Origin of the sequence: Nocardiopsis sp. CA-288880, assembly GCF_050955985.1 — a bacterium.
Taxonomy (GTDB): domain Bacteria; phylum Actinomycetota; class Actinomycetes; order Streptosporangiales; family Streptosporangiaceae; genus Nocardiopsis; species Nocardiopsis tropica.
Genome location: NZ_CP192105.1, coordinates 6619792 through 6640680 on the forward strand (window position 1 = coordinate 6619792; position 20889 = coordinate 6640680).

A 20889-nucleotide genomic window follows, 5' to 3' on the forward strand; every position below is an offset into this window, starting at 1 on the left:
ATGGGTGACCATGGACAGTGTGATGGACGACGACCAGCGCTACCGCGCAGTACACAGCAGGGACTCCCGCTTCGACGGGGTCTTCTACACGGCCGTGCGCACCACCGGGATCTACTGCCGTCCGAGCTGCCCCGCCGTCACCCCGAAACGGGTCAACACCAGGTTCTTCCCCACCGCGGCGGCGGCCCAGGAATCCGGGTTCCGCGCCTGCAAGCGGTGCCGTCCCGACCTGACGCCGGGCTCACCGGAGTGGAACCTGCGGGCCGACGTGGTCGGCCGCGCGATGCGGCTCATCCAGGACGGCGCCGTGGACCGGGGCGGCGTGGGCGCGCTGGCCTCCGCCGTGGGGTACAGCGAACGCCAGCTCAACCGGCTGCTGTCCGCCGAGGTGGGCGCGGGGCCGCTGGCCCTGGCCCGCACCGAGCGCGCCCAGACCGCCCGGGTCCTGGTCGAGACCACGGACATGCCGATGGCGGACGTCGCGTTCGCGGCCGGGTTCGCGAGCGTGCGCCAGTTCAACGAGACGATGCAGGCGGTGTTCGACCGCTCCCCCACCGAGATGCGCTCGGTCGGACGCTCCCGGGCCCCCGGTTCCTCCGCACCGGGGACGATCACGCTGCGGCTGCCCTACCGGGAGCCGATCGACCTGGCCCCGATGCTGAGGTTCCTCGGCGACAGGGCCGTCCCCGGGATCGAGGAGTACCGGGAGGGCGTGTACAGGCGGACGCTCCCGCTCCCCCACGGAACCGGTGTCGCGGAGCTGTCGGCGGGTTCCGGGCCGGGACACGTGCTGTGCCGGCTGCGGCTGACCGAGACCCGCGACCTGGCCAGTGCGGTGCGCCGGTGCCGCAGACTGCTGGACCTGGACGCCGACCCGCGTGCGGTCGCCGAGGCCCTGGGCGGAGACCCCCTGCTCGGCCCGATCGTGTCGGCCCATCCGGGCATGCGGTCGCCCGGGCACGTGGACCCGGCGGAGCTGGCCGTCCGTGCGGTGCTCGGCCAGCAGGTGTCGGTACGGGCCGCGCGCACGCTGGCGGGCCGACTGGTGCAGAGGTTCGGAGAGCCCCTGGCGGAGGGGCTGGAGGTTCCGGGCGGCGGCCTGACGCACCTGTTCCCGTCCCCGGACGTGCTGGCCGGGGCCGACCCGGCGGGTTTCTCCATCCCCGTGGCGCGCGGAACCGCCCTGGTGGGACTGAGCGGGGCCGTCGCCTCGGGCCGTGTCGACCTGGGGCCGGGCTGCGACCGGGAAGAGGCCGAACGGCGCCTCATCGAGCTGCGCGGCATCGGTCCGTGGACGGCGGGCTACGTGCGGATGCGCGGCCTGGGCGACCCCGACGTGTTCCTGCACGGCGACCTGGGGGTCCGGTCGGCGCTGGAGGCGAGGAGGGCGTGGACCTCCCCGGCCGCGGCCGCCCGGAACGCACTGGGGTGGAGCCCGTGGCGCTCGTACGCCACCCACCTGCTGTGGGCGTCGCTGGGCGACGCCGCACGGGCGCGGGAGGCGGGAGCGGTTCCGGACGGCGCGCCTGTGGACGGCCCGTCCGGGACGGTCGGCGGGGCCGCGGGCCGCACCGGTTCCGCGGCGTGAGCCGGAAGCGGTGCGGGACGACCGCGGCGGGCCCGGACGTGCGGTCGGGGTTCGGGCCCGGACCGGCGGGGAAGCGGTGGCCGCCGCCCGGTTGTTGGAACCACGGGGCCCTCGGGGCCCGGTGGCCGTCGGCAAGGGAAGACGGACGTGAGGACGAGAGGGAACGGTATGAGCATCACACGGGCACCGGGTGCCGCGGCACCCGGGCAGGAGTCACTCTTCGCGGATGTCGAACCGGCCGCCCCCCTGCGGGCGCCGACCGTGGAGTTCCGGACCCCGTTGGACGGGCCCACCCGGTACACCACGATGGACTCGCCGGTGGGGCTGCTGACCCTCGTCGGCGACGGTGAGGCACTGGGCGCGCTGTTCACGCTCGCGAAGGACGGCAGTTCCCTGAGCGTCCCGGCGGAGTGGATCGCCGACCCGGCGCCGTTCGCCGAGGCGGTCCGGCAGTTGGACGCGTACTTCGCGGGGGAGCTCCGGGAGTTCGACCTGCCGCTGGCCCCCTCCGGGACCGAGTGGCAGCGCAAGGTGTGGGCCGGGCTGACGACCATCCCGTACGGGGAGACCGCGAGTTACGGCCAACTCGCCGAGGAACTGGGGCGGCCGACCGCCTCCCGCGCCGTGGGCATGGCCAACGGTCGCAACCCGATCAGCATCATCGTCCCCTGCCACCGGGTCATCGGGGCCGACGGGACCCTCACCGGGTACGCGGGCGGTCTGGAACGCAAGGAGTTCCTGCTCGGACTGGAGGCGCGGCGCGCCGCCTAGCGGCCCTCCCCGCCCCCACGCGGAACGGCCCCGGGAACGGGGCCGTTCCGCGTTTTCCACAGGAGGGGAACCGGTCTGGCCCCGCCCTCCGGAACAGGGTTGACTGGAAATCGGGGGGTCCCCGGGGGCAGGACGCCTCGCCCTGCCCTCGTTCCGTTCCACGCCCCCTCCCCCGGCGGCGTGCGCCCACCGCCGACCTCCCGGCGGGCTTCCGGGACGGCGCTCCTTCTCCTTCCACCCCTTGCAAGCGGGTATCCGCGTAGTTACCCTGCGGTAGCAATGCGGTCGAGACCCCATGACCGCAGAGCACCGTGTCGACCCCCCGTCCGCTCACCCCGAGGAGAAGCGTTGACACCCCCCACCTCCCCCGCCTTTCGCGTACGCCTTTCCAGGACCCGGTTCCTGGGTGCGGCCACCCTCTCCCTGACCGCCGCGGCCGCCCTGGTCGTCTCCGCCGGTGCGGCCCAGGCCCAGCCGGCGCCCGTGGACACCGCGCTCGCGACCGCTCCCAACGTGGAGGTCACCGCGGACGGCGCCGCCGCCGAGGCCCTGCCCGGCGCGGCCCCCGGAGCGGCGGCCGAGGACGTGCTCGCCGACGCGGTCGTCGCCGGCGTCCTGGAGGCCCGGGGCACCGGGCTCTCCGCCCTCGACGACCGGGACCGCGACGTCCGGGTCGACATCAGGGAGGCCTCGGACGGCTCCGCCTTCGGTGTCGCCATCGTGACCGCGCCCATGGGCTCGGAGGAGAGCCCCTACGCCTGGCTGTTCGCCGCCGACCACGAGGGTTCGGAGTGGACCGTCGGACTGGAGGGCACGGAGGAGTTCTCGGAGATCCTCTCGGCGTCGACCCTGCTGGCCGAGGAGGAGCGGGAGGCCGTCGCCGCGTCCACGAACCCGGACGAGGTCTCCGCCTCCACCTACATCGGGGTGGGGCTGCCGTTCTCCATCGGTTCCTCGATGGTCATGACCGGCGGACCGCACGGCTTCAGCTCCGGCCACCCGTACAGCTCGGTGGACTTCGCCGGCGGCAACGGCCAGGCCCGTGCGGCCCGGGGCGGCTACGCCTACAGCCTCTGCACCGGCTGGACCCGGGTGATCCACGACAACGGCTACTCCACGGACTACTACCACCTGGAGGACTACCAGTGGCTGCCCGGTAACAACGTCGGCGTCGGCCACTACCTCGGAAGGCAGGGCAACAGCCTCTGCGCCGGCGGTTCGACGACCGGCGCCCACATCCACTTCGCGCTGAGGGGCTACACCGACCCCAACGCGGCGGGCTGGTACGTCCCGCTCCACGGGAGGACCCTGGGCGGCTGGACCTTCTACGAGGGCGCCGCCTACGGCGGATACGTGTACCGGAGCGGCGTGGGCACCGTCTACCCCGGCGGCTCGGTGTACAACTACGGGTTCTAGAAACACAGGGTTCCAGAAACACAGGGTTCCAGAAACACAGGGTTCCAGAAACACTCGTTTCACAAACGCACAAGCCAGCGCACAAAAAAGGAGGGGGCCGCCCCACAAGGCGACCCCCTCCCCACAAAAAACCGTGGCAGCGACCTACTCTCCCACCCCACCACAGGGCAGTACCATCAGCGCAAGGAGACTTAACGACCGGGTTCGGAAAGAGACCGGGTGTGACCCTCCAGCAATAACCACCACGGAAACCAACAACCCACCAGACCCACACCCCACACCACAGTGCAAGGGGATCACAGCGAGCCGAAACTCCGTGAAAAGTGTGCGCGAACATCCAATTATCTGCAGCGGACAAGCCCTCGGCCTATTAGTACCGGTCAGCTCCACCCCTCACAGGGCTTCCACACCCGGCCTATCAACCCCGTCGTCTACAGGGAGCCTTACCCTCTCAAAGGAGGCAGGAGACCTCATCTCGAAGCAAGCTTCCCGCTTAGATGCTTTCAGCGGTTATCCCTCCCGAACGTAGCCAACCAGCCATGCCCTTGGCAGGACAACTGGCACACCAGAGGTTCGTCCGTCCCGGTCCTCTCGTACTAGGGACAGCCCTTCTCAAGTCTCCAACGCGCACAGCGGATAGGGACCGAACTGTCTCACGACGTTCTAAACCCAGCTCGCGTGCCGCTTTAATGGGCGAACAGCCCAACCCTTGGGACCAACTCCAGCCCCAGGATGCGACGAGCCGACATCGAGGTGCCAAACCATCCCGTCGATATGGACTCTTGGGGAAGATCAGCCTGTTATCCCCGGGGTACCTTTTAGCCGTTGAGCGACACCGCTTCCACACGCCGGTGCCGGATCACTAGTCCCAGCTTTCGCTCCTGCTCGACACGTCCGTCTCACAGTCAAGCTCCCTTGTGCACTTACACTCAACACCTGATTACCAACCAGGCTGAGGGAACCTTTGGGCGCCTCCGTTACTCTTTGGGAGGCAACCGCCCCAGTTAAACTACCCACCAGACACTGTCCCCGAACCGGATCACGGTCCAAGGTTAGATGCCCGAAACAGTCAGAGTGGTATTTCACCAACGCCTCCACCGCCACTAGCGTGACAGCTTCACCGGCTCCCACCTATCCTACACAAACCATCCCAAACACCAATGTCAAGCTATAGTGAAGGTCCCGGGGTCTTTCCGTCCTGCTGCGCGAAACGAGCATCTTTACTCGTAGTGCAATTTCACCGGGCCCATGGTTGAGACAGTGGGGAAGTCGTTACGCCATTCGTGCAGGTCGGAACTTACCCGACAAGGAATTTCGCTACCTTAGGATGGTTATAGTTACCACCGCCGTTTACTGGCGCTTAGATTCCCAGCTTCGCAGGAGCGAACTCCCACTAACCGGTCCTCTTAACGTTCCAGCACCGGGCAGGCGTCAGTCCGTATACAGCGTCTTACGACTTCGCACGGACCTGTGTTTTTAATAAACAGTCGCTTCCCCCCGCTATCTGCGACCCCACCCAGCTCAGACCGCAAAGGCCATCACCAGACAGGGCTCCCCTTCTCCCGAAGTTACGGGGACAATTTGCCGAGTTCCTTAACCATGGTTCACCCGAACGCCTCGGTATTCTCTACCTGACCACCTGCGTCGGTTTAGGGTACTGGCCACACACGAACTCGCTAGAGGCTTTTCTCGACAGCATGGGATCACTCACTTCACCGAAAACGGCTCGGCATCACGTCTCAGCCTTCACGGGAGGCGGATTTGCCAACCCCCCAGCCTACACGCTTACCCCCGGACAACCACCGCCGGGTAGAGCTACCCTCCTGCGTCACCCCATCACTTACCTACTACAAGCTCGGATCCCAGACCAGCCACAAACAGAACCCGAAGGTCCCATAAGCAGCCGGCGTGGTTAGCATCACCTGATTCGATACTGGGCGCTCGTGCACGGGTACGGGAATATCAACCCGTTATCCATCGACTACGCCTGTCGGCCTCGCCTTAGGTCCAGACTCACCCTGGGCGGATTAACCTGCCCCAGGAACCCTTAGTCAATCGGCGGCAACGTTTCTCACGTTGCTTTCGCTACTCATGCCTGCATTCTCACTCGCACACCCTCCACCACACGATCACTCGGCAGCTTCACCGGATGCACGACGCTCCCCTACCACACCAACACAAGGTTGGCATCCACAGCTTCGGCGGTGTGCTTAAGCCCCGCTACATTATCGGCGCAGAACCACTTGACCAGTGAGCTATTACGCACTCTTTAAAGGATGGCTGCTTCTAAGCCAACCTCCTGGTTGTCTCAGCAACTCCACAACCTTTCCCACTTAGCACACGCTTAGGGGCCTTAGCTGATGATCTGGGCTGTTTCCCTCTCGACTACGAAGCTTATCCCCCGCAGTCTCACTGCCGCGCTTCACTTAACCGGCATTCGGAGTTTGTCTGACGTCAGTAACCTTGTAGGGCCCATCAGCCAAACAGTAGCTCTACCTCCAGCAAGAAACACGCGACGCTGCACCTAAATGCATTTCGGGGAGAACCAGCTATCACGGAGTTTGATTGGCCTTTCACCCCTACCCACACCTCATCCCCCAGGTTTTCAACCCTGGTGGGTTCGGGCCTCCACGAGGTCTTACCCCCGCTTCACCCTGGACATGGGTAGATCACTCCGCTTCGGGTCCACAGCATGCGACTCAAACGCCCTATTCAGACTCGGTTTCCCTACGGCTACCCCACCCGGGTTAACCTCGCCACACACCATGACTCGCAGGCTCATTCTTCAAAAGGCACGCCATCACCAAAGACAAGCTCCAGCTCTGACGGCTTGACAGCACACGGTTTCAGGTACTATTTCACGACCCCTCACCGGGGCACTTTTCACCTTTCCCTCACGGTACTAGTGCACTATCGGTCATCAGGACGTATTTTGGCTTAGCAGGTGGTCCTGCCAGATTCACACGGACTTTCACGGGCTCCGCGCTACTCGGGAGAACACCAACGCCTAGACTCTTCCTTCACCTACGGGACTCTCACCCACTACGGTTCCGCTTCCCAACGGATTCAGCTAAAAGAATCACTCAGCGCTCCAGATCGGCAGACCTGGAAAGATGCATCCCACAACCCCGCACACGCAACGACTGCCGTCTATCACACGCGCACGGTTTAGCCTCTTCCCCGTTCGCTCACCACTACTAGGGGAATCACTGTTGTTTACTCTTCCTACGGGTACTGAGATGTTTCACTTCCCCGCGTCACCACCAACTACCCTATACATTCAGGTAGCGGCAACCCGACACAACTCGGGCTAGGTTTCCCCATTCGGACACCCACGGATCAAAGCTCGGTTGACAGCTCCCCGTGGCCTATCGCGGCCTCCCACGTCCTTCATCGGCGCCTGATGCCAAGGCATCCACCGTGTGCCACTATCACTTGGCCACTACAGATAACAAGATGCTCGCGCACACTATTCACAAGTCAAAACACCAACCACAATCCCCACTACCTCACACCGGGAAAACCCGAGAGTTCGCAGAGGTGGTCCGCGGGAACCAACTCGACCGCCCCACCCGCCCAGGACAGACCCAGGATGATGACGACGGCCGGAGGTTGCTTCCTCAGACACCCAACAGCGCGCCCCCCGACGCTTCTAGTCGCCGGAGGCAAAGCCTGATTCCCTTACAGCCACTCCCGAAAACAGGCGATCCGAAGACCGACCCGAACGGGTCCACTTACGAGTCCGACCAGCCATAGGAAGAGGCTGATCTTCAAAGACTCCTTAGAAAGGAGGTGATCCAGCCGCACCTTCCGGTACGGCTACCTTGTTACGACTTCGTCCCAATCGCCAGCCCCACCTTCACTCATTCCCTCCCCGAAGGGTTAGGCCACAAGTTTCGGGTGTTGCCGACTTTCATGACGTGACGGGCGGTGTGTACAAGGCCCGGGAACGTATTCACCGCGGCGTTGCTGATCCGCGATTACTAGCGACTCCACCTTCATGGGGTCGAGTTGCAGACCCCAATCCGAACTGAGACCGGCTTTTAGGGATTCGCTCCACCTTGCGGTCTCGCACGCCCATTGTACCGGCCATTGTAGCATGTTTGCAGCCCAAGACATAAGGGGCATGATGACTTGACGTCGTCCCCACCTTCCTCCGAGTTGACCCCGGCAGTCTCCTATGAGTCCCCACCATAACGTGCTGGCAACATAGAATAGGGGTTGCGCTCGTTGCGGGACTTAACCCAACATCTCACGACACGAGCTGACGACAGCCATGCACCACCTGTCACCCACCAACTAAATGACCCTGTATCTCTACAGGTCCACGGGCGATGTCAAACCTTGGTAAGGTTCTTCGCGTTGCGTCGAATTAAGCAACATGCTCCGCCGCTTGTGCGGGCCCCCGTCAATTCCTTTGAGTTTTAGCCTTGCGGCCGTACTCCCCAGGCGGGGCGCTTAATGCGTTAGCTGCGGCGCGGAAACCGTGGAAAGTCCCCACACCTAGCGCCCAACGTTTACGGCATGGACTACCAGGGTATCTAATCCTGTTCGCTCCCCATGCTTTCGCTCCTCAGCGTCAGGTAAGGCCCAGAGACCCGCCTTCGCCACCGGTGTTCCTCCTGATATCTGCGCATTTCACCGCTACACCAGGAATTCCAGTCTCCCCTACCTACCTCTAGCATGCCCGTATCCACTGCAGAACCGGAGTTAAGCCCCGGTCTTTCACAGCAGACGCGACACGCCGCCTACGAGCTCTTTACGCCCAATAATTCCGGACAACGCTCGGACCCTACGTATTACCGCGGCTGCTGGCACGTAGTTAGCCGGTCCTTATTCCCCACCTACCGTCAACCCCCAGAGAACTGGGAGCCTGCGTTGGTGGTAAAAGAGGTTTACAACCCGAAGGCCGTCATCCCCCACGCGGCGTCGCTGCGTCAGGCTTTCGCCCATTGCGCAATATTCCCCACTGCTGCCTCCCGCAGGAGTCTGGGCCGTGTCTCAGTCCCAGTGTGGCCGGTCGCCCTCTCAGGCCGGCTACCCGTAATCGCCTTGGTAGGCCGTTACCCCACCAACAAGCTGATAGGCCGCGAGCCCATCCCTGACCGAAAAACTTTCCACACACCGCCATGAGGCGGTGTGTCGTATCCGGTATTAGACGGCGTTTCCACCGCTTATCCCAGAGTCAGGGGCAGGTTGCTCACGTGTTACTCACCCGTTCGCCGCTCGTGTACCCCGAAGGGCCTTACCGCTCGACTTGCATGTGTTAAGCACGCCGCCAGCGTTCGTCCTGAGCCAGGATCAAACTCTCCATAAAGGTCATACCATCCGTCCCGGCGACCAGGGGTCGGCCTGGGGCGGATAAACCTAGAAGTAATCCTGACCAACCGGGTTGCCCCGATTAATCAAAGGAACCCTTCACACCGAACCACTGTTCGGGTGACGGGGCCAAAACAAACATGGCTTAAAGAAAATCAAACACGCGCTGTTGAGTTCTCAAGAAACAACCGCTCTTCCCGTACAAGCGCCAGCTTTTTCGGCTGTCTGCTCTTCCGTGGAAGGCGTCTGCGTTTCCGCTTTGTTGTGTCTTTACTTTATCAGGTGTTCCGCGCCCCGCCAAATCGGCGGTTTGTGGTGGTTCTGATCGGGGTAAAGCCCGTTTGCTTCGCCTGCTTTTGTCCGAATGGACTGGGCTTTTGAAGCGACTCCCTGAGTTTACATGGCCAGAACAGTGCTCGAACCGCGAGGTTCGAAGGACAGTGCTGGTGATGACTCCGGGAGGGACCGGCCCGTCCGCGGAGATTCCGCGTCCGGCTCGCTCGGTCTTGACCAACTGTACCCCTGCGCCGGAGTCCTCGTGACGCGTTCCGGGGAATCCGTCCGTGTGGTGTGTCCCGCTCCCCTCCGCCTGCGCGGCGGGACCGGGACACACCGGCACACGTCGGCGTCAGAGCTTCTCGATCGGGGCGTACTTGACGAGGAAGTCCTTCTCCCCGATGTCGGCGCCGAAGTCGATGCGGGCCTTGGTCTTGTCACCGGCGCCCTCGACGAGCTGCACCCTGCCCATGCCGAACGAGTCGTGGTTGACCAGGTCGCCCACGCTGAGCGTCGGCGCCTCCTTGCCGGCGCCGCGGCGCGGGCCTCCGCCGAAGGTGCCGCCGAACCCGCCGGAACCCCGCCCGCCGCCGATGCTGCGGCTGGGCGGGGCGGCCAGGCTGGACTCCGCCCTGCGCCAGTCGACCAGGGAGGCGGGGATCTCGTCCAGGAACCGCGATCCCGGATTGTAGGAGGGCGTGCCCCAGGCGCTGCGCACCGCCGCGCGGCTGACGTAGAGGAGCCGCTGGGCGCGGGTCAGGCCCACGTAGGCGAGTCGCCGCTCCTCCTCCAGCTGCGTCTTGTCGCCCAGCGTGCGGGTGTGCGGGAAGACGCCGTCCTCCATGCCGGTGAGGAACACCGCGGGGAACTCCAACCCCTTGGCCGCGTGCAGGGTCATCAGGGTGACGACGCCGCCGGTGTCGTCCGCGTCGGGGATCTGGTCGGTGTCCGCGACGAGGGAGATCCGCTCCAGGAAGTCGACCAGTGTCGGCTCCCCGGGATCGAGAGTGCCGGAGGGGACGGCGCCGTCCTCCTCGTCCTCGTCCGGGGGCTCCTCCTCCAGGAGCGCGGCGAAGGTGTGCTCGAACTCCCTGGCCACGTCCACGAACTCCTCCAGGTTCTCCACCCGGCTCTCGTCCTGGAGGTCCTTGGACTCGGCGAGCTCGGAGAGGTACCCGGTCTTGCTCAGCACCGCCTCGACGACCTCGGCGGGCGTGCTGCCCGGCACCGCCTCGGCCAGCTCGTCGAGCAGGGCGGTGAAGTTCTGCACCGCCTTGACCGAGCGGGTCGCGATCCCCGGCGCCTCGTCCACCCTGCGCAGCGCCCTGGAGAAGGAGATGCGCTCGCGTGCGGCGAACAGCTCCACCGCCTCCTCCGCCCGCGCGCCGATCCCGCGCTTGGGCACGTTGAGGATGCGCCGCAGGCTGACCGTGTCCTCCGGGTTGGCCAGCACCCGCAGGTAGGCGAGGACGTCGCGGATCTCCTTGCGCTCGTAGAAGCGCACGCCGCCGACGATCTTGTACGGCAGGCCGGTGCGGATGAACACGTCCTCGAACACGCGGGACTGCGCGTTGGTCCGGTAGAACACGGCGACCTGGCTGGGCGTGACCGTGCCCTCGTCGGTGAGCTTGTCGATCTCACCGACCACGAACGCGGCCTCGTCGTGCTCGTTGTCGGCGACGTAGCCGGTGATGGCCGGGCCGTCGCCCTGCTCGGACCACAGGTTCTTGGCCGGACGCCCCTCGTTGCGGTCGATGACCGCGTTGGCCGCCGAGAGGATGTTCTGGGTGGAGCGGTAGTTCTGCTCCAGGAGGATGGTCCGCGCGCTCGGGAAGTCCCGCTCGAACTCCAGGATGTTGCGGATGGTCGCGCCGCGGAACGCGTAGATGGACTGGTCCGCGTCGCCGACCACGCACAGCTCGGCGGGCGGCACCACGCTGGTGTCGGAGTCCTCGGCCGCGCCGACCAGCTCGCGGACGAACGCGTACTGGGCGTGGTTGGTGTCCTGGTACTCGTCGACCATGACGTGCCGGAAGCGGCGCCGGTAGTACTCGGCGACGTCCGGGAACATCTGGAACAGGTTGACGGTGACCATGATCAGGTCGTCGAAGTCCATCGCGCCCGCCTCGTGCAGGCGCCGCTGGTAGAGCTGGTAGGCCTCCGCCAGCTTCTTCTCCTGCTCGGTCTGGGCCTGCTCGGCGGCCGTGTCGTAGTCGACCAGCTCGTTCTTGAGGTTGGACACCTGGAAGGAGAACGACTTGGGCGGGAACCGCTTGGGGTCGAGGTCCATCTCCTTGCAGACCAGCTGCATCAGCCGCGCGGAGTCCGCGGAGTCGTAGATGGTGAAGCTGCTGGGGTAGCCGAGCCTGTGCGCCTCCCTGCGCAGGATGCGCACGCACGCCGAGTGGAACGTCATCGTCCACATGGTGTTCGCGGCACGGACGCCGAGGAGGGCCTGGATGCGCTCCTTCATCTCGGCCGCGGCCTTGTTGGTGAAGGTGATCGCGAGGATCTCACCGGGGCGGACGCCGCGCTCGGCCATGAGGTGGGCGATGCGGTGCGTCAGGACGCGGGTCTTGCCCGATCCGGCGCCCGCCACGATCAGGAGCGGTGCGCCGCTGTGGGTGACGGCGTCGCGCTGGGGACCGTTCAGACCTTCGAGAAGCTGCTCTTGGGAGGACACTCCTCCAGGTTACGGCCGCCCGGGGACGGCGGTGTCCCGGTCGTCGGGGGCGGCTCCGCGCGCTCTGCCCGTTTCGCGGGTGAAAGTGCGCTGACCGGCGGCCTAGGCTGTTTTGGTACGGGTCCCCGGTGGGGGACCGCGGTTGTCTCGGGGGGAGTTTCCTTGACCATGCGTGTGTTCGTCGACTGCGATCCGGGGATCGACGACGCCGTCGCTCTCGCCTACCTGGCCGCGCGCCCGGAGGTGGAGATCGTCGGGATCGGTGCGGTTTTCGGCAACAACAGCGTCGACATCACGGCGGACAACGCACTGCGGCTCCTGGAGCTGTACGGCCGTCCGGACGTGCCCGTGGCGGTCGGCGCCGCCCGGCCGCTGGTGCAGGCTCCCCGCCTCGCCGCGCACGTCCACGGCGGCAACGGCCTGGGCGACGTGGAGCTGCCCGCGCCCGCGGGCAAGCCGGTCGCGGAGTCCGCCGCCGAGCTGCTGGTGCGGCTGGTCCGCGAGGCCCCGGGGGAGGTCGACGTCCTGGCGGTGGGCCCGCTCACCAACATCGCGATCGCGCTGGGGCTGGAGCCGCGGCTGCCGGAGCTGGTGCGGCGCCTCGTGGTGATGGGGGGCGCGGTGCGGGCCCCCGGCAACGTGACCTCGCACGCCGAGGCGAACATCAACAACGACCCCGAGGCCGCGGAGGCGGTGTTCGCGGCCGGGTTCGACCTGGACCTGGTGGCGCTGGACATCACCATGAAGACGGTGGCGACGCCCGAGTGGCTGTCCGAGCTGCGGTCGGTGCCGGGTGAGCGCGCCGGGCGCACGTCGGCGTTCCTGGACTTCTACGCGGACTTCTACACGGGGATCTTCGGCGTCCGCCAGTGCGCGATGCACGACCCGCTGGCCGCCGCGGTCCTGGTGGACGGGCACCTGGTGACGGACTCGTTCGAGGCGCCGCTGCGGGTGGAGCTGTCCGGCGGGCTCACGCGCGGGATGACCGTCGCCGACCTGCGCCCGCGTCCGGGGGCCGACGACCGCCGGCCCGCCCGGGTGGTCACGGGGGTGGCGGAGGCGGAGTTCCTCACCAGGATGCTGGACTCCCTGCGCTGACGCGCCGGCGGCGGCCGCCCCCCGGAGGGGTGGCCGCCGTCGCCGTTCGCACGGCGGGTACGCGGCGTTCCTCCGGCCGGGGCGCGTCAGACGAGCCGGCGGGCCGTCGCCCACCTGCTCAGCTCGTGCCGGTTGGAGAGCTGGAGCTTGCGCAGGACCGAGGACACGTGCGTCTCCACCGTCTTGACGGAGATGAACAGCTCCTTGGCCACCTCCTTGTACGCGTAGCCGCGCGCGATGTGGCGCAGCACCTCGCGCTCGCGCTGGGTGAGGCGGTCCAGCTCGGGGTCGATCGGCGGGGCGTCGGTCGCGGAGAACGCGTCCAGCACGAAACCGGCCAGGCGCGGCGAGAAGACCGCGTCGCCGTCGGCCACGCGCACGATGGCGTTGGCCAGCTCCTTGCCGGAGATGGTCTTGGTGACGTAGCCGCGGGCACCGCCCCGCACCACGCCGATGACGTCCTCCGCCGCGTCGGAGACCGACAGCGCGAGGAAGCGGATCTGCGGGTGCTGCGACAGGACCCTGCGCAGCACCTCCACCCCGCCGCCGCCGGGCAGGTGGACGTCCAGGAGGACGAGGTCGGGCTTCCGCTCCCCGATGACGTGCACGGCGCTGTCGACGTCCCCGGCCTCCCCGACGACGTCGACGGCGTCGCCCAGTTCGCCACGGACCCCGCTGCGGAACAGCCGGTGGTCGTCCACGATCACGACGCGGGGCACCGCGTCACCGTCACTGAAGGTCGTGCTCTCGTCTCCCACACCCTGGACTCTACCCACGTCGGGGGGCGGGGGACAGCGGCGCCGGGGGTCGCGGCGCCCGTTGTCCGCATCCGGTCGGCGGACGGCGCCCCGGGGTCCTCCCGCACGGCTCCGGTCGGCGCTACGCCTCCGGGATGCGGGCCATGCGGAGCTGCACCTCGGTGCCCTCGCCCGGACCGGTGCGGATGCGCGCGGAGCCGCCGTGGCGCTCCATCCGGCCGAGGATGGATCCGCGCACGCCCATGCGGTCCTCGGGGATGTCGTCCATGTCGAACCCGGCGCCCCGGTCGCGGACGAACACGAGCACCTCGTCCTGGTCGACCTCGCCGAACACGGAGATGCTGTCGGTGCCCGCGTACTTGGAGGCGTTGACCATGGCCTCGCGGGCGGCGCGGAGCATCGCTGAGAGGGCGTCGTCCATGGGGCAGTCGCCCACGCACACCACCTCGATGGGGACGCCGTGCTCCTCCTCGACCTCGGCCGCGACGCGTTCGAGCGCGGGCGACACGGTGGTGTCGGCGTCGGCGGGCCGCTGGTAGAGCCAGCTGCGCAGGGCCCGCTCCTGGACGCGGGCGAGGCGCTGGACCTCCCGCGGGTCCTCGGCCCGGCGCTGGATGAGCGTGAGGGTGTGCAGGACGGAGTCGTGGATGTGGGCGGCGAGTTCGGCGCGCTCGGCGTTGCGGATGCGCTCGCGGCGCTCCTGGTCGCGTTCGCGGACCAGTCCGATGATCCACGGCGCGGCGATCAGGGAGACCCCGGCGAGGAGGGTGAAGGCGAAGGTCAGTCCGGCGCGGGCGTTCTGGAGCTGTTCCTGGAAGACGAGGAAGCCGATGACGCCGACCACGACCAGGAGGACGCCCGTCCCGGCGCGCATGACGCCCTTGCCGCCCCGGTCCCCCCGGCCGACGGCGCTGGTCATCCACTCGTCGCGCTGGGAGGGGTTGGCCTGCTGCCAGAGGATGATCGCTCCGAGCGTTCCGAACACCACGAACCAGAGCAGGGGGTCGAACACCCCGCCGAAGAGCAGGAACAGGAAGCCGAGCGCCGCGGCGAGGCCGACGTAGGCGATCAGCTGGGAGATGTCGCGGCCCTTGCGCCGGCCCTCCGCCTCACCGGGTCCGCGCTCCTCCCCGTCCTCGGGGTCGGCGGGGACGAAGAAGTACAGGGCGACGTACACGGCGAGGCCCATGCCGCCGACGGACAGGGCCATGAAGGCGAGGCGGACGACCACCGGGTCGAGTCCGAGGTGCCGGGCCAGTCCGGCGGCGACCCCTCCGAGGAGCCTGCCTTCCACCGCGCGGGTGAGCCGCGGGGTGTCCGCGGCCGTTGCTGCCACCGCCCGATCACCGCTTTCCGTCGCGTGGCGCGAGGTGTGCGCGCCGCTCGTGTGTCCTGTGCTCCAGGATGCCCTCCGTGGGAGGTGTTCGGCATCCGGGGCGCGTCCCTGGTCCTGCCCTGGCCCCGGTCAGGGTGTGTTCAGGGTCGTCCCGGATGCCGTGGCGCGTGGTTTCGGGTGACCATGGGTGGGTGAGGAAAGTGCGGTGAGTGACCATGGCTGACGATCCGACCCCCGGCGGTCCGGGGGGCGGCGCGTTCCCGGCGCCCGGTTCCCCGGGAGCCGCGGAGGGCCCGCCCCGGGCCGCCGCCGAGGCGCGCCCGGAGGCTTCGGGGCGGGAGATCCGCAAGGGGGACGAGGACCGGGTCCTCGCCGGTGTGTGCGCGGGCCTGGGCCGGTACACGGGGGTCGATCCCGTGGTGTGGCGGACGGGGTTCGTGCTGACCGCTTTCGCCGGGGGCGCCGGCCTGCTGCTCTACACCGGCGCGTGGATGCTGATGCGCGGGCCGGAGGGAGGGCCGGCGACGTTCGAGCAGATGCTGAACCGGAGCTTCCCCTCGCGTGCGGTGCCGAAGCTGCTCGCCGTCGGGTTGGCGGTGGCGACGGCGTTCAGCCTGGTCGGGGGTCTGGGGTGGTCGACCCTGGTGCTGGCGGTACCGCTGGTGCTGGGGCTGCTGACGGCGCGCAACCGCGGGGTGGACCTGCGGGCGGCGTTCGCGGAGCTGCGGCAGGACCTGGCGTCGAAGGAGCCGCCGCCCGCGGCCCCGGTGTCGGGACCGTCTCCGACCTACTACAACCCGGCCCAGCCGTGGGCGTCCGCCCCGCAGGGCCCGGTGGACCTGGCGGTGGTGGCGGAGCGTTCCGCGCACGCCGACGGGTCGGGAGCGGCGGGGGAGGACGACGACGCGGAGGAGGGGCCCGGCGGATGGCGCGGGGGCGGCGGCTCCTCCGCCGTCGTCCCGGAGCGGGAGGCCGGCGGGACGTGCCGCAGGGGTGCGCCGCTGGCGTCGTTCGCCCTGTGGACGGTCGTCGCCGGGGCCGTCCTGGTCCCGTTGGCCGTGTTCGGCTGGTCGTCCTCGCTGTGGAGCGCGCAGACGGCGACGCTGCTGTTCGGCCCGGAGACGGGCGTGTTCTTCCTCGCCGGGGTCCTGGCGGTGATCGGCCTCTGCTCGCTGGTCGGCGCCTGGGCGGGCGACCCCCGCGGCCTGGTGTCCATGGGGCTGGTGGCCGCCCTGGCGCTCGCGCTGGCGTCGGTGACCGACCTCACCCGGGTGCGGATCGGCGGGGAGACCTGGCGTCCGGCCACGGTCGCCGAGGCCGAGGAGGGCGACCACCTGCTCACCGTGGGCTCGGGGACCCTGGACCTGACGGGCATCGGGGACCTGGGGCCCGGCGAGACCGCCGACGTGTCGCTGAGCGTGGGCGCCGGCCACCTGGAGGTCCTCCTTCCGGAGGACGTCCGCGTCGCGTTCACGGCGGACGTCGGACTCGGGATGGTGGACCTCGGAGGCACGGGGGACGGTGGTGAGCTGGTCGGGCACTCCCTCGTCCGCGAGGAGGTGTACGAACCCGTCCCGGTCTCCGCGCCCGGAGGCGCGGCGGAAGGTTCGGCGGACGGCGACGGGGCCGAACCCCCGTTGATCAACGTGCGCACCGATTCTCGGGTCGGGGTAGTGGAGGTACGGCATGGCGAAGCGTAGGACCGACTGGGGCTCGTTCGTGGCGGGGCTGCTGTTCCTCGCCCTCGCGGTCGCGTTCGCCGTGCGCGGCACCGGCGACTGGGAGTTCGACGTGGTCTGGGTGCTGCCGGTCCTGGCCGTCGGCCTGGGGGTGGCCGGGGTGGCCCGCGTGCTCACGCGGCGGTCGCGGAAGGAGGGGGCCGTGGCGGACGGCACGGGCGGGGCTGAGGACTGACGCTCGGGAGACCGGCCCCGCGGGGGGCGGGGAGCGCGTGCCGAAGGGCGCCGGCCGACGGGGGCGGCGCCCTTCGGCGTGCGCGCACCCGGGACGCGTCCGGCCGCGGCCCCGGGGCTATCCGGCGGCGGGGCGCTGCTCGGCGATGGCCGCGAACCCGGCCACGTCGAGGGACTCCCCGCGGGCGCCCGGGTCCACGCCCGCGGCCCGGAGCGCGGTCTCGGCGGCGGGGGCGGACCCGGCCCAACCGGCCAGGGCGGCCCTCAGGGTCTTGCGGCGCTGGGCGAAGGCCGCGTCGATCACGGCGAAGACCTCCTTGCGGGTGGCCTTCGTGTCGGGCCGGGGACGGCGGACGAGTTCGACGAGCCCGGAGTCGACGTTGGGGGCGGGCCAGAACACGTTGCGCCCGACCGAGCCGGCGCGCCGTGCCCGGGCGTACCAGGCGACCTTGGCGGAGGGGACCCCGTAGATGCGTCCGCCGGGGGTCGCGGTGATCCTGTCGGCCACCTCGGCCTGCACCATGACCAGGACCCGCCGGAGGCTGGGCAGGAGTTCGAGCAGGTGCAGCAGGACGGGCACCGACACGTTGTAGGGCAGGTTGGCCACCAGGGCGGTGGGGGCGGGGCCGGGCACCTCGGGGATGCGCATGGCGTCCCCGGGGACGACGGTGAGCCGGGCGGCCAGCTCGGGCGCGTGGTCGGCGACGGTTCCGGGGAGGGCGGCGGCGAGCGCCGGATCGATCTCGATGGCGGTCACGTGGCGCACGTGCGGGAGCAGTGCCAGGGTGAGCGAGCCCAGGCCCGGTCCGACCTCGGCGACGACGTCCTCGTCGGTGACGCCCGCGACCCGGACGATGCGGCGGACGGTGCCGTGGTCGATGACGAAGTTCTGGCCCAGGGTCTTGGTGGGCCTGATCCCGAACCGCTCGGCGAGCGCCCGCACGTCGGCGGGCGTCAGCAGGCGGGAGCGGTCGTCGGGTGCGGGTGTCTGTGTCACCCCCACATCTTGCCAGCTCCCGCCCGCTGCCCCGGCGGTCGGCCCGGGCGGGGCCCTTCCCCCTACTCGAAGAGGTGGGCTCCGCAGTGGGGCCACTGGCTCTGCCAGTCGCCGCCGACGGCGTCGTAGAGCCGCTGGGCACGCCGGGTCTGCTCCGCCGCGCTGGCGTCGGAGGGCAGCCCGGTCCCGCCCACCGACTGCCAGGTGGCGGCGCTGAACTGGTAGAGGCCGTAGTAGCCGCCCGCGGAGTTGACGGACCCGGCGTTGCCGCCCGATTCGCACCGGGCGAGGGCTCCCCAGTTGAGGTCGGCGGCCGCTCCCCCGCCCGCGGGGGGCGCGGTGCCGATCTCGACGAGCCCCTCGACGGGTTCGGTGACGACCTCGTTCCGGAGCTCGTGCGGGACCTCCTCGCCGTCGAGCAGGACGGTGGCGGTGGTGACCCTGCGGAGCCCGTCCACGGGTTCGGTGACGACCTTGCGCTCCCCCTCGGGCAGGTCGGGGTTGTCCCGCTCGACGGTCTCGGCCCTGATGGCCTTCTCCTCCGTGACGGGTTCGCCCACGACGGGGGTGATCTCGACGACCATGTCGGGCTCGGCCGGTTGATCCGGGGCGGGCGAGACGATGTCGTGCTCGCCGGGTGCCACCCCGGCGGAGAGGAGGACGTCGGCGACCGTCGCCCCGGTGGTCCTCGTCTCGGTGCGCACTGTGTCGTACATGACGACCATGCGCGGCGCCCGTTCGGCGGTGACGGTGAGGCCGCCCTCGGGGACGGGGGTGTCCCGGTCCTCGGACAGTTCGACCCCCTCGGGGTCCAGGCCGATCTCGCGGAGCGCCTCGTCGAGGGAGAGCGCGTGGACGCTGTGGTCGCGCCGGTGGCCGTCGAGTTCGAGGACCAGTTCGCGCGGGGAGCGCAGGACCACGTGGTCGCCGGAGGCGATCGGGGTGTCGGGGGGCGGGGCGACGAGGTCGCCCTCCCCCGGTGTGACGCCCGCGGAGTCGAGGACGTCCTGGACCGTGCCGCCGAAGGTGTGCACGGTCCGCTCGTCGCCGTTGGCGTCGAGGACCACGCCGCGGTCCATGGCGAAGGCGGTCCCCACGGCGGCGACGGCGAGGGCTCCCGCGACCGCGACGGCCATGAACGGGCGCGGGAGTCCGCCCCGTGCTCGCCGTCGGCCTTTGGCACGGCGCGTGCGCTTCTTCGGGGTAGCGGGCATGGCGGCTGCATCCTTCTCGAAAAAGGGGTGGTTCGGGTTTCTCCGGTTTCGCCCGGGTAGGGCTGCCCCTGGAGCCGTCTCCGCTGATGGCGACGGCGGGCCGCGGGATCTCCACGCGGCTTCGCGACTCTCTCCCACGAGCACGGACACATTAACACCCATTGTGGTTCGCGTTTTTAATCAGCCGAAATGATTTTCCTTCTGCCGGTTTTAGTTACCCTTCTTCCTTTTCTCCTTCAACGGTCTTGTGCGGTGCCGCTGTGGCGCCCTCCCCACGGAGCCTGCACAATGAACCGAACCACGTTCTAGCCCGCTCTCTCAGCTGGAGGACCGCACCCATGGGACCCCTCACCGGAATCCGTGTCGTCGAGTTCACCGGGATCGGCCCCGCGCCGATGGCCGGGATGCTCCTCGCCGACCTGGGTGCCAGTGTCATCCGCCTGGACCGCCCCCCGGCAGCCGACGCCGTGAACGCAGGGGCCGACGGCCCCCACATGAGCGAGGGGCGCACCGTCCTGGGCGCCGACCTCAAGACCGACGGGGGGCGCGCCCTCGCCCGCGACCTGGTCGCCCGCGCCGACGTCCTCCTGGAGGGCTTCCGTCCCGGGGTCATGGAACGCCTCGGGCTCGGCCCCGACGCGTGCCTCGCGCTCAACCCCCGCCTGGTGTTCGCGCGGGTCACCGGCTGGGGCCAGGACGGCCCGCTCGCCCGCACCGCCGGACACGACATGAACTACGTCTCCGTCAACGGCGCCCTCCACTCCGTCGGACGCGCGGGCGGCCCGCCCGTGCCGCCGATCAACCTCCTCGGCGACTTCGCCGGGGGCACCATGTTCGCGGTCACCGGGATCCTGGCCGCCCTGGTCGAACGGCAGTCCTCCGGCCGGGGCCAGGTCGTGGACGCCGCCATGGTGGACGGCAGCTCCCTGCTCATGTCGATGGTCCACGAGGACCGGGCGCGCGGTGCGTGGAGCGACGAGCGCGGCACGAACTACCTGGACACGGGCGCCCCCTGGTACGACGTGTACGAGTGCTCGGACGGCGGGCACGTGTCGGTGGGCTGCATCGAGCCCCAGTTCTACTCCGCGTTCCTGGCAGGTCTGGGCCTGACCGGCGAGGACCTCCCCGGCCAGTGGGACCGGGACGGCTGGCCCCGGTTGCGCGAGCGCTTCGCGGAGGTCCTGCGCACCAGGAGCCGCGACGAGTGGGCGGCGGTGTTCGACGGCGTCGACGCGTGCGTGATGCCGGTCCTGTCCCTGGAGGAGGCCCCCGACCATCCGCACGTGCGGGCCCGCGGGTCCCTGGTCCGCCACGGGTCCCGGGTGGTGGCCGGTCCGGCGCCGCGCTTCGACCGGACGCCCGGCGGTGTCACCCGCGGACGCGAGCAGCCCGACACCGGCACGACCCTCCGGGAGTGGGGCATCACCGACTGACCGGTGCGGCGGTCCCGTGCCGGGCCGCCCCTCGGGACGGTCCGGGCCGACGGGCCCCGCGGGCCACGCGCCCGGCGGGCGCGGGTC

The 20889-nt window shown here is 69.0% G+C and carries 12 protein-coding genes and 3 rRNA genes; 7 read left to right on the top strand and 8 right to left on the bottom strand.

Annotated elements, in window-relative coordinates; all coding sequences use genetic code 11:
* Positions 1-10: 10 nt before the first annotated feature.
* The 3 genes from ACQPYD_RS28465 (at position 11) to ACQPYD_RS28475 (ending at position 3775) form a co-directional block, all read left to right on the top strand.
* On the top strand, positions 11-1588 hold the full coding sequence (locus tag ACQPYD_RS28465) for an AlkA N-terminal domain-containing protein (RefSeq protein WP_433698486.1): 1578 nt from the start codon (positions 11-13) through the stop codon (positions 1586-1588).
* Between the two features lie 168 nt (positions 1589-1756).
* Positions 1757-2359 (top strand): methylated-DNA--[protein]-cysteine S-methyltransferase, encoded by a 603-nt coding sequence (locus ACQPYD_RS28470; RefSeq protein WP_433698487.1) that lies wholly within the window; start codon positions 1757-1759, stop codon positions 2357-2359.
* A gap of 348 nt (positions 2360-2707) precedes the next feature.
* Entirely contained in the window at positions 2708-3775 is a 1068-nt protein-coding gene (locus ACQPYD_RS28475; RefSeq protein ID WP_433698488.1) for a M23 family metallopeptidase, read from the top strand.
* Positions 3776-3906: 131 nt separating this feature from the next.
* Here the strand turns inward: ACQPYD_RS28475 and rrf are convergent.
* From rrf to pcrA, 4 genes are all read right to left on the bottom strand, one after another.
* Positions 3907-4022 (bottom strand): 5S ribosomal RNA (rrf, locus tag ACQPYD_RS28480).
* Between the two features lie 102 nt (positions 4023-4124).
* Positions 4125-7217: ribosomal RNA gene (locus ACQPYD_RS28485) — 23S ribosomal RNA — on the bottom strand.
* A 343-nt stretch (positions 7218-7560) separates the two neighbouring features.
* A 16S ribosomal RNA gene (locus tag ACQPYD_RS28490) occupies positions 7561-9092 on the bottom strand.
* Together the 16S, 23S and 5S rRNA genes form the textbook arrangement of a ribosomal RNA operon.
* Positions 9093-9722: 630 nt before the next feature.
* Positions 9723-12053 (bottom strand): DNA helicase PcrA, encoded by a 2331-nt coding sequence (gene pcrA, locus ACQPYD_RS28495; protein ID WP_433698490.1) that lies wholly within the window; start codon positions 12051-12053, stop codon positions 9723-9725.
* 168 nt (positions 12054-12221) lie between these two features.
* Between pcrA and ACQPYD_RS28500 the strand changes: the two genes are divergently transcribed.
* Positions 12222-13151, top strand: coding sequence for a nucleoside hydrolase (locus ACQPYD_RS28500; protein ID WP_433702160.1), 930 nt, complete (start codon positions 12222-12224; stop codon positions 13149-13151).
* A gap of 86 nt (positions 13152-13237) precedes the next feature.
* Here the strand turns inward: ACQPYD_RS28500 and ACQPYD_RS28505 are convergent, their stop codons facing one another.
* Positions 13238-13909: a response regulator gene (locus ACQPYD_RS28505; RefSeq protein ID WP_433698491.1), complete on the bottom strand. Its 672-nt coding sequence runs from the start codon at positions 13907-13909 to the stop codon at positions 13238-13240.
* A gap of 121 nt (positions 13910-14030) precedes the next feature.
* Entirely contained in the window at positions 14031-15245 is a 1215-nt protein-coding gene (locus ACQPYD_RS28510) for an ATP-binding protein (protein WP_433698492.1), read from the bottom strand.
* A gap of 209 nt (positions 15246-15454) precedes the next feature.
* Here ACQPYD_RS28510 and ACQPYD_RS28515 point away from each other — a divergent pair, with 209 nt between their 5' ends.
* The gene (locus ACQPYD_RS28515; RefSeq protein WP_433698493.1) at positions 15455-16945 is read left to right on the top strand and encodes a PspC domain-containing protein; all 1491 of its coding nucleotides are present in this window, start codon (positions 15455-15457) and stop codon (positions 16943-16945) included.
* Positions 16932-17159: a hypothetical protein gene (locus ACQPYD_RS28520; RefSeq protein WP_433698494.1), complete on the top strand. Its 228-nt coding sequence runs from the start codon at positions 16932-16934 to the stop codon at positions 17157-17159. Before ACQPYD_RS28515 ends, ACQPYD_RS28520 begins: the two co-directional genes overlap by 14 nt.
* Positions 17160-17276: 117 nt before the next feature.
* On the opposite strand, the gene rsmA is transcribed toward ACQPYD_RS28520, so the two are convergent.
* Positions 17277-18161: a 16S rRNA (adenine(1518)-N(6)/adenine(1519)-N(6))-dimethyltransferase RsmA gene (rsmA, locus tag ACQPYD_RS28525; RefSeq protein WP_433698495.1), complete on the bottom strand. Its 885-nt coding sequence runs from the start codon at positions 18159-18161 to the stop codon at positions 17277-17279.
* A 56-nt stretch (positions 18162-18217) separates the two neighbouring features.
* Positions 18218-19369, bottom strand: coding sequence for a ubiquitin-like domain-containing protein (locus tag ACQPYD_RS28530; RefSeq protein ID WP_433698496.1), 1152 nt, complete (start codon positions 19367-19369; stop codon positions 18218-18220).
* Positions 19370-19707: 338 nt separating this feature from the next.
* Between ACQPYD_RS28530 and ACQPYD_RS28535 the strand changes: the two genes are divergently transcribed.
* The gene (locus ACQPYD_RS28535; RefSeq protein WP_433698498.1) at positions 19708-20802 is read left to right on the top strand and encodes a CaiB/BaiF CoA transferase family protein; all 1095 of its coding nucleotides are present in this window, start codon (positions 19708-19710) and stop codon (positions 20800-20802) included.
* Positions 20803-20889: the final 87 nt, after the last annotated feature.

Coding starts and splice junctions, on each gene's coding strand:
- ACQPYD_RS28500 (WP_433702160.1), top strand. CDS start 12,222: ATGCGTGTGTTCGTCGACTGCGATCCGGGGATCGACGACGCCGTCGCT.
- ACQPYD_RS28535 (WP_433698498.1), top strand. CDS start 19,708: ATGGGACCCCTCACCGGAATCCGTGTCGTCGAGTTCACCGGGATCGGC.
- ACQPYD_RS28530 (WP_433698496.1), bottom strand. CDS start 19,369: ATGCCCGCTACCCCGAAGAAGCGCACGCGCCGTGCCAAAGGCCGACGG.
- ACQPYD_RS28520 (WP_433698494.1), top strand. CDS start 16,932: ATGGCGAAGCGTAGGACCGACTGGGGCTCGTTCGTGGCGGGGCTGCTG.
- ACQPYD_RS28465 (WP_433698486.1), top strand. CDS start 11: ATGGACAGTGTGATGGACGACGACCAGCGCTACCGCGCAGTACACAGC.
- ACQPYD_RS28470 (WP_433698487.1), top strand. CDS start 1,757: ATGAGCATCACACGGGCACCGGGTGCCGCGGCACCCGGGCAGGAGTCA.